The 9,236-nt window shown below is 72.3% G+C and carries 8 protein-coding genes; 3 read left to right on the plus strand and 5 right to left on the minus strand.

Features of this window, described 5'->3' with window-relative positions:
* The first annotated feature begins 37 nt into the window (after positions 1–37).
* Positions 38–463: an HIT family protein gene (locus tag E6G06_21585; GenBank protein ID TML85920.1), complete on the plus strand. Its 426-nt coding sequence runs from the start codon at positions 38–40 to the stop codon at positions 461–463.
* Between the two features lie 13 nt (positions 464–476).
* Here the strand turns inward: E6G06_21585 and ligA are convergent, their stop codons facing one another.
* The gene (gene ligA / locus E6G06_21590) at positions 477–2,501 is read right to left on the minus strand and encodes an NAD-dependent DNA ligase LigA (GenBank protein TML85914.1); all 2,025 of its coding nucleotides are present in this window, start codon (positions 2,499–2,501) and stop codon (positions 477–479) included.
* 97 nt (positions 2,502–2,598) lie between these two features.
* On the opposite strand from ligA, the gene E6G06_21595 reads away from it, so the two are divergent.
* A complete protein-coding gene (locus E6G06_21595; GenBank protein TML85915.1) occupies positions 2,599–3,471 on the plus strand; it encodes a hypothetical protein in 873 nt (290 codons plus the stop codon).
* On the opposite strand, the gene E6G06_21600 is transcribed toward E6G06_21595, so the two are convergent.
* The 4 genes from E6G06_21600 to E6G06_21615 are packed head-to-tail and all read right to left on the minus strand — an operon-like array spanning position 3,458 to position 7,018.
* Positions 3,458–3,991 carry a hypothetical protein gene (locus E6G06_21600; protein TML85916.1) on the minus strand — a complete coding sequence of 178 codons (534 nt, stop codon included), beginning with the start codon at positions 3,989–3,991 and terminating at the stop codon, positions 3,458–3,460. The two genes, E6G06_21595 and E6G06_21600, sit on opposite strands and share 14 nt — an antisense overlap.
* Positions 3,988–5,010 (minus strand): tRNA 2-thiouridine(34) synthase MnmA, encoded by a 1,023-nt coding sequence (mnmA, locus tag E6G06_21605; protein ID TML85917.1) that lies wholly within the window; start codon positions 5,008–5,010, stop codon positions 3,988–3,990. The genes E6G06_21600 and mnmA overlap by 4 nt, the downstream gene beginning before the upstream one ends.
* 4 nt (positions 5,011–5,014) lie before the next feature.
* Entirely contained in the window at positions 5,015–6,103 is a 1,089-nt protein-coding gene (locus tag E6G06_21610; protein TML85921.1) for a cysteine desulfurase, read from the minus strand.
* Between the two features lie 57 nt (positions 6,104–6,160).
* Positions 6,161–7,018 (minus strand): RDD family protein, encoded by an 858-nt coding sequence (locus tag E6G06_21615; protein TML85918.1) that lies wholly within the window; start codon positions 7,016–7,018, stop codon positions 6,161–6,163.
* Between the two features lie 74 nt (positions 7,019–7,092).
* Here E6G06_21615 and E6G06_21620 point away from each other — a divergent pair, with 74 nt between their 5' ends.
* A complete protein-coding gene (locus E6G06_21620; protein ID TML85919.1) occupies positions 7,093–8,079 on the plus strand; it encodes a stage II sporulation protein M in 987 nt (328 codons plus the stop codon).
* Positions 8,080–9,236 lie beyond the last annotated feature (1,157 nt).

Below are 9,236 nucleotides of genomic sequence, written 5' to 3' on the forward strand. Positions count from 1 at the left end.
GTGCTGCGCACCACGCCGAGCGATGAGTGGCAGCTCTGTGCCCGGATGCGTGTTCTGTCAGATCGTCACGGGAGAGATCGCGGCGCACGTGGTGCTCGAGGAGGAGCGGACGATGGCCTTCCTCGACGCCCGGCCCGTCTTTCCCGGCCACTGCCTGCTGGTGCCGCGTGCCCATTACGAGACCCTGGCCGACCTGCCGGCCGACCTGGTCGAGCCGGTGTTCGCCACCGCGCAACGCCTCGCCCGCGCGGTCGAGGCGGGCATGGGCGCCGACGGCACCTTCGTCGCGGTCAACAACCGGGTCAGCCAGAGCGTGCCCCACCTGCACGTGCACGTGGTGCCCCGACGGCGCAAGGACGGCCTGCGCGGCTTCTTCTGGCCGCGTCAGAAGTACGAGAGCGACGACGCGATGGCCGCGACTGCAGCTGCGATTCGCGCCGCCCTTCGCGACCCGCCGGGCTGATCTTTCCCTCGGGTCACTCCCCCGGGCTACCGGTCTCCAACAGGCGCAGGAACGCGGCCTCGTCGAGCATGGGGATGCCGAGCTCGTTCGCCTTGTTGACCTTGGCCGCGCCCGGGCCCTCACCGATCACCACGTAGTCGGTCTTCTTCGACACGCTTCCCGGCGCCTTGCCGCCGCGCTCCTTGACGGCCTCCTCGGCGCGCTCGCGCGACAACGTCTCGAGGGTGCCCGTGACCACCACGGACATGCCCGCGAGCGTCTGGGGCACGTCGGGCGCCTCCGGCCCCTGGAAGTTCACGCCCGCGGCGCGCAGCTTCTCCACGACGGCGCGATTCGGCTCGTGGGCGAAGAACTCGCTCACGCTCTTCGCGATCACAGGACCAACGCCGCCCGCTGCGGCGAGCTTCTCCTCCGGGGCGTCGATGATGCGGTCGAGGTGCCCGAACGCCCGCGCCACCACCTGAGCGCCCGCACCGCCGAGATGACGGATGTTGAGGCCGACGAGGAGGTTCGGCAGCGGCCTGGACTTCGACCGCTCGATGGCGTCGAGCAGGTTGCGCACCGAGAGCTCGGCGAATCCCTCGAGGACGATGAGGTCGTCGTACGTCAGCGAGTAGAGGTCGCCGACGTCGCGCACCATCCCGCGGCCCGTGAGGGTCAGCACCGTCTTCTCCCCCATCCCCTCGATATCCATCGCGCCGCGCGAGGCGAAATGGCCGATGCGGCCGGCCAGCTGGGCCGGGCACTCCGCGTTGGTGCAGAACGTGTCGCTTTCGCCTTCGAGGCGGGTGAGCGCTTCCCCGCATGCGGGACAGCGCGTCGGGAACTTCCACCTGCGCCGGCCCTTGGGACGCAACGACAGCACCGGTCCCACGACCTCCGGTATCACGTCACCCGCCTTGCGCACGGTGACGGTGTCGCCGGGACGTACGTCCTTGGCCCGCACCTGGTCCTCGTTGTGGAGGGTGGCGAGGGAGACGGTCGAGCCACCCACGAAGACGGGCTCGAGCATGGCGAACGGGGTGGCTTTCCCCGTGCGCCCGATCGACACCATGATCTGCTCGAGCCGGGTCGTGCGCTCCTCGGGCGGGAACTTGTAGGCGATCGCCCACCGCGGCGCGTGCGACGTGGCACCGAGCTCCTGGCGCTGCCCCAGGTCGTCGACCTTCACCACGACGCCGTCGATCTCGTAGTCGAGGTCGTGCCGGTGCTCGAGCCAGTGCTCGCAGTACGCGAACACGTCGTCCAGCGTGCCCAGCGTGCGGATCTCGGGGTTGACCGGGAAGCCGGCCTGCTCCAGCCATTCGAGGGTCTCGGAGTGCCGCGTGTAGGCGGGCCCGCCCTCGACGGTGCCGACGGCATACGTCCAGAACGACAGCTCGCGGCTGGCGGTGACCTTGGCGTCCTTCTGGCGCAACGAACCCGCCGCGGAGTTGCGGGGGTTGGCGAACAGGCGGCCTCCGGCCTCCTCCTGGCGCGCGTTGAGCTCCTCGAAGGCCTTGATCGGCATGTACACCTCGCCCCGCACCTCGAGCACGTCGGGCGGGTGGCCGCCGCGGAGGCGCTCGGGCACGGCCTCGACGGTGCGCACGTTGTCGGTGACATCCTCGCCGACGGCGCCGTCGCCTCGCGTGGCGGCCTGCGTGTAGCGACCCCGCTCGTACACGAGCGAGAGGGCGACGCCGTCGATCTTCAGCTCGCACACGAAGTCCACGTCACCCGAGATGTAGCGCTCCATGCGGCGGCCCCACGCGACGAGCTCGTCGAACGAGAAGGCGTTGTCGAGCGACATCATCCGCGTGCGGTGCCGGACGGGTGCGAAGAGCGACGACGGAGTGGCACCCACGCTCTGGGTGGGCGAGTCGGGCGTCACCACGTCGGGGTGCAGCTCCTCGATCTCGCGCAGCTCGCGCACCTTCTCGTCGTACTCGGCGTCGGAGATCTCCGGATCGTCGAGCGCGTGGTAGCGCGTGTTGTGGTACTCGATCGCGGCGCGCAGCTCGGCGGCACGCGCGGCCGGGTCCGGGGTGCAGGTCACCCCACGACGTTACGCGCCGCCGCAGGGGCACGACGCCGGTCGGCGCGAACCGTGGTCTGATGGCCATGTCGTCTAATGGCGTGTGGTCTGATGGCGTGTGCGCGTCGACTCCCAACGCCTCGTGCCGTGGGTCGTGCGGGTGTCGTGGATCGCGCTGCCGTTCACGGCCGGTCCGCCGCTCGCGGACGCGCTCGACGCCGCCAGCCGGCCGGTTCAGCTGGTCGCGTCATCGGGGCTGTGGACGGGCTGGGCCGTCGGGGTGGTGGCGGTGCTCGTGCCCCACCCGCTGAGCCTCACCGCGCTGCGGATCGTCGCACCCGCCTCGGTCGTCGCGGTCGTCGCGGCTGCCACCGCCGACCACGTGTCGGCGCTCGCGCTCGTCTGGGCGACCGTTTCGGCGACGTGGGCGTTCGCGCCGGCGTTCGGCCTGGCGTGCGTGAACGGGCCCGCCTACCCCAACGAGCGTCGATTCCCCCTCCGCGTCCCCGGGGCCCTGCTGGTGGGACCGCTCGTGCTGGCGTGGGCGCTCGCGATCGCGGGCGTGACGGTCGGCCCGCTCCTCGTCGCCACCCGTCAGTGGGTGGCGGGCGCGATCGCGATCGTCGTCGGCGCGCCGGTGGCCGTCCTCCTCACGCGGTCGATGCACGTGCTCTCGCGTCGGTGGGCGGTGTTCGTGCCCGCCGGGCTCGTGCTGCACGACCCGCTCACCCTCGCCGACCCGGTCCTCTTCCCCCGCCAGACGGTCGAGGTGCTCCGACCCGCTCCCGCCGACAGCGACTCGCTCGACCTGACCCAGCGGGCACCCGGCCTCGCGCTCGAGCTCCTGTTGCTGGACAAGGTCGAGCTCACCCTCGTGAAGCCCGGGGTCCGCGCCGGCGAGCCGGGCCGCACCACCCGCCTGCTGTTCACGCCCACGCGGCCGGGCGCGGTGCTCGAGCAGGCGCGCACGCGGCGGATCAGGACGAGCTGACCGACGAGCGCCGGCGACGGCGGGAGAAGGCGAGGCTCAGGATGAGAACGATGAGCACCACCGCCAGCGCGATCGCAGCCTGACGGGCGAGGCCACTGCTCCCTGTCGACGAGCGCCGCGGCAGCGTCACCGTGTCGGGCACGAACTGCGCGAGCGCGCCGCTGTACTCGACGGTGGCGCTGCACGACGTGTCGCGGAACTGCCCACCGGCACGTTCCGGCACGAACAGATAGCGCGCACCGGCGCGGAACGAGCGGTCGACCGAGGATCTCGCACTTTCGTCGTCGGGACCGCCCTTCACGGTGACCCGGTCGGACAGGGGTGCCCCCTTCCACACCTGCTCCACCCGCACGTGCGCGGTGCGACCGTTGTCCGTCGTGGTCACCACCCGCCCCACGAACACGACCGTGGCCTCCTGCAACCGTTGCGACAGGGGTGGGGGCGTCCCGCACGAGGCTTCCGCGGGGTCCGCCGAGAGCAACGTCGCGACGACCGCGGTGAGCACGAGGGCCGGCCTCACACGGCGATCCCTCCGCCGAGCACGTCGTCGTCGTCGTAGAGCACGACGCTCTGGCCGGGCGCCACCGCCCGCTGGCGGGCCGCGAACCTCACGTGCTCGCCGTCGAAGATGGCCGGCACCGCTGCACCGTGGGCGCTGGATTGCGCGAGGACGGGACCGGTGACGGGCGAGTCGACCCACGAGAGCCCGCTGAGCCGCACCCGGTCGACGAAGAGGTCGTCGAGCGATCCCACCGTGACCGTCGCGCCCGCGGTGTCGACCGCGAGCGCATACCGGCGCGGGCCGCCGGCCGAGCCGAGGCCCCGGCGCTGGCCCACGGTGACGAGCTCGACCGCGTCGACGCGGCCGACCTCGCGCCCTGCGGTGTCGACCAGGCGTCCGGGATGAATGCCGATGCGAGGCTCGAGGAAGGCGCGCCGGCCGCCCGTCGCCAGCACGAAGCAGACGTCCTGGCTGTCGGGCTTGTCGGCCGTGCGCAGCCCGAGGGCCGCGGCGCGCCCGCGCACCTCGGCCTTCGTCAGCTGGCCGACGGGGAAGCGACAGCGGGACAGCTCGGCGCGACCGAGCACGTACAGCACGTACGACTGGTCCTTGGCCCGATCCGCGCCACGACGCAGCCCCAGGCGTCCGTCCGGCGACGCGACGACCCGCGCGTGGTGCCCGGTCGCGACGGCGTCGAAGCCGAGCTGGTCGGCCCTGCGCAACAGGCGGTCGAACTTCAGCCGCCGGTTGCACTCGATGCACGGGTTGGGCGTGCGGCCCGCCGCGTGCGCGGCAACGTAGGGCTCGACGACGTGCGCGTCGAAGTCGTCGGTGAACGCGAACACCCAGTAGTCGATGCCCAGCTGCTGGGCAACGCGCCGCGCATCGTCGACGTCGGCGACCGAACAGCAGCCTGAGTCGGACGCGCCACCCCACAGCTTCATCGTCACACCCACGACCTCGTGGCCCTGCTCGAGGAGGATGGCGGCCGCGACGGAAGAGTCGACGCCGCCGGACATGGCGACGAGCACGCGCATCGGCTCAGGCCGTCTCGCGCAGGCGCGCGACCGCCGCGGGCACCGCCTCGAGGGCACGGTCGACGTCGGACTCGGTGGTCGTGACCCCGAGCGAGAGCCGGAGTGAGCCGAGCGCGCGCCCCTTCGCCACGCCCATGGCCACCAGGACGTGCGACGGCTCGATGGCACCGCTCGTGCACGCGGAACCGGCCGACGCGCACACGCCCGCGCCGTCGAGCAGCACGAGCAGGGCTTCGGACTCCACACCCGCGAAGGACAGGTGGCAGTTGCCCGCGACCTTGGACGACCGGTCGCCGGTCTCGGCCGCGTCGGGGATCACCGCCAGCAGACCATCGGCCAGACGGTCGCGCAGCGACGTCACGCGCGCCACGGTCTGGGCGCGGGTGGCGACCGTGGCCCGCATGGCCGCGGCCATCCCCACGATGCCGGCGACGTTGTGGGTACCGCTGCGCCGGTCGCGCTCCTGGCCACCGCCGTGGAGGATCGGGGCGACGCGGGTTCCGTCGCGCACGACGAGCGCGCCCACGCCCTTGGGGCCACCGAACTTGTGCGCGCTCACCGCGACCAGGTCGGCGGGGCGGGCCAGGGTGGCCACGTCGAGCCACGGGAAGGCTTGGACGGCGTCGGTGTGCAGCACCGCGTTCGGCGCCCGGTCGCGCACGGTCGCCGCGACCGCTTCGAGCGGCTGGACCGTGCCCACCTCGTTGTTGGCGAGCATCACCGACACGACCGAGGTGTCGGGCCCGAGCCGGGCGCGGAGCGCGCGCACGTCGACAATGCCGTCCGCGCCCACCGGTGAGACGTCACCGCCGAGGGCCGCGCACGCGTGCAGCACCGCGTGGTGCTCGACGGCAGTGCAGACCACGCGCCCGCCGCGCGACGCGTGTGCCCCGAGGATGGCGAGGTTGTCGGCCTCGGTGCCGCTCCCGGTGAAGACGACCTCACCCGGCTGGGCCCCCAGGCACTCGGCGACGACGTCACGCGCCTCGTCGAGCGCCTTGCGCGCCTCGCGCGCGACCGCGTGCGAGCCCGACGGGTTGCCGAAGCGCTCGGTGAGGTACGGCAGCATCGCCTCGACCGCCTCGGGCCGCATCGGCGCCGTCGCCGCGTGATCCAGATAGACAGGTTCGAGGGAGACGCTCACGCGGGGTCAGGCTAGTGGCGAGAAGTCGCCCTGCTCGCGGCCGGGCGGGGCCGGCGGCGACGGGGGCGGGGGGGCGTACGCCGGCACCGGCGCACCCTGCCGGGCCTGGCGGTGCTGGTAGACGGCGGCCACGCACAGCAGGAACGCCTCGGGGGCCACGCCCGGAGGCGGCGCGGGCTGCACGCGCCCGGCAACCGGCTGGGCGATCCGCAGGGCGAGGTCGTAGCGCACGGCGGGAGCCAGGCTCGCCGCCCTGAGCAGGAACGTGCGGGCGGCGCGGTAGTCGTCGGTGGTCACGCGCGCCACGTCGAGCGTCTGCGCATACGTCTCGAGCCCGTGCGGCACGGGGAACTCGACCGCGACCGGCGCGCGCAGGCCGGTGCGCTCGCGCAACACGACCGTGCCGGCGACGAGGTCACCGAGACGCTGACTGCGATGCGTCATCAGCACCGAGATCACCGCGCCCGCTCCCGACGTCAGGATGAAGTCGACCAGACCGAGCGTGGCGCGGATGGCCGCGTGACGAAAGCGCACCGGTGCGCCCTCGACCGTGATGACCCGCAGCCCGAGCGCGAGCTTCCCGATCGTGTGGCCGCGACACAACGTCTCCATCACGGTCGGGTAACCCCACAGCACGATGAACGTCAGCAGGAAGAAGAACGCAGCCGCGATGCCCGCGCCCACGTGGGTGTTGGTCGCCCCGACCAGGGCGGTGAACCCGATGATCAACGCGAACAGCGTGGTGCCCTGGATCAGCCAGTCGATCATCACGGCGAGGGCGCGCGACCCGATGTTCGCGATCTCCAGATCCAGCGGCACGGCTTCGGGTGTGACCACCTGGTTCTGCGCCGTCGCCATCGTCATTTACCGTAGATCGGCAGGACGAGGTACAGGACTGATCCGAAGCACCGATCGAGGCAAGGCTCACTCGACCAATCATGGACATCGACCGGTACATCGCGCTGAACCAGCCCACCTGGGACCGCCTGGGCGCGCTGACCGCCCGGGCGGGGCGCACCGTGCGCAGCCTGTCGCCGGCCGAGCTCGACGAGCTCGTACGGCTCTACCAGCGCGTCAGCACGCACCTCTCCTACGCCCGCACCTACTACCGCGACCCGTCCCTGACCGCCACGCTCACCCGCCTGGTCGCTCGCGCCGGCGCGGTCGTCTACGGCACCCGCGCGCGCAGCCTGCGGGCGGTGGGCAGGTTCTTCGCCGACACGTTTCCCGCGGCGGTGTGGCACGCCCGTCGCTTCGTGGCCGTCAGCCTCGCCCTCACCGTGGTGCCCGCGCTGGCGATGGGAGTCTGGCTGGCGCACTCGCCCGCCGCGCTCGATGCCAGCGCGCCCGCGGCCGTACGCGAGGCATACGTCCACGGAGAGTTCGAGGACTACTACTCGTCGCAGCCGGCCGAGGCCTTCGCCGCCGAGGTGTTCACCAACAACGTGCAGGTGGGCTTCTTCGCCTTCGCGGGCGGCATCCTCGTCTGCCTGCCCACCGTCCGGGTGCTCGTCTTCAACGGCGCGCGGCTGGGCGAGGTCGCGGGTCTCTTCGCGTCGGTCGGGCAGAGCGGCAAGTTCTGGGGCCTCGTGCTCCCTCACGGCCTGCTCGAGCTGACAGGGGTGTTCATCGCGGGAGCCGCCGGCCTGATGCTCGGCTGGTCGCTGATCGACCCCGGCGACCGACCTCGGAGCACCGCGCTGCTCGAGGAGGGACGGCGGGCCATCGTGATCGTGCTGGGTCTCATCGCGGTGTTCGGTGCCGCGGGCTCGATCGAGGGCTTCGTCACCGGTCACGTGGGGTCGACGGTGGTGCGCGTCGGCATCGGTGCGGCGGCCGAGTCGGCCTTCCTGCTCTATGTCGTGCAGCGGGGCCGGGACGCCGCGCGGCGGGGCGTCACCGGTGCGCTGGGCGAAGCGCCCTGATCGCTGGGGTCAGCCCGCCCAGCTGTCCGCGAACATCGCGTCGTAGGCCAGCCCCCAGGGCGGCCGCAGGAAGCCCAGGGCGCGTACGTCCTCGAACCAGCAGCCGAACGGCGACTGGCGCCCGAAGGTGCCGCCGCCGACAACTCGGCACACGCGTGTGAGCGCGGCTTCCGCGAGCTGCGCGACCGCGGTCTTGCCGCGCCGCACCTCGGCCAGCGGTCGGTCGCTCGTCTCGACCGCCCGTAGCATCGCCTCGTAGGCCTGGTGGATGAGCCAGTCCTCCAGCTCGACCTGAGCCCACTCCACCCGCTCGTACGCGCGCATCCCTTCCTGCTTCGGTGCGAGCTGCGCGCGCGCGTGCGCGATCGCGGTCTCGGCGACGCCCACGATCACTGCGGTGAAGCAACAGCCGAAGAAGGGAGCGGCCGCGTCGATCAACCCCCGCAGGTTGCCGTGCCACGCGAACCGGGTCGCGGCGAAGTCGGCGAACGCCATGGCGTGGCTCTGGGTGGCGATCATCCCGTGGCCGTCCCACTCGCCCACCAGCTTCATGCCGCTCGACCCGTCCCAGGGCACGTCCTTCACCGGAAGGACGAACCAGTCGGGCTCGGGCTCGTCGTCGGGCACGGCAGTCGTGATCATGAACGAGGTGATGCCCGAGCCGCTGCCGAACTGCTTGGCGCCGGTGAGGCGGTACTCGCCACCGTCGCGACGCGCCTTCGCCCTGGTCCTCAGCACGTCGCCGCCGCTGCCCGATTCCGAGGTGATCGTGCCCCACCAGGCGCCACCGACCACGGCTTCGAAGTGCGCCCGACGCTGCGCCTCCCACGCCGCGGTGTAGGGGTCGGGCGCAACCGGGCTCGCGAGCCAGAACGCCAGCACGGACGGGTGCATGGCGGACACGAGCGCGAGCGACGAGTCGCCGCGTGCGAGCGTGCGCAGGAGCTCGCAGATGCCCCGGGTGGACCTGCGCTGGCTCTCCCACAACCCGCCCTGATCGGTCGGTACCCCCGAGAGCGGCAGCCCGGCCTCGGCCAGCTCGTCGAACTCCGAACGGATCAGAACGGTGCGCAGCTGGCGCGCCCTCCGATCGGCGGCGAACCGGTCGGCGATCTGGCGGACGTTGTCGAGGACGTCTGCTGGCTCCATCGCAGCAG

It is taken from the genome of Actinomycetota bacterium, assembly GCA_005888325.1.
Classification (GTDB): Bacteria; Actinomycetota; Acidimicrobiia; order Acidimicrobiales; family AC-14; genus AC-14.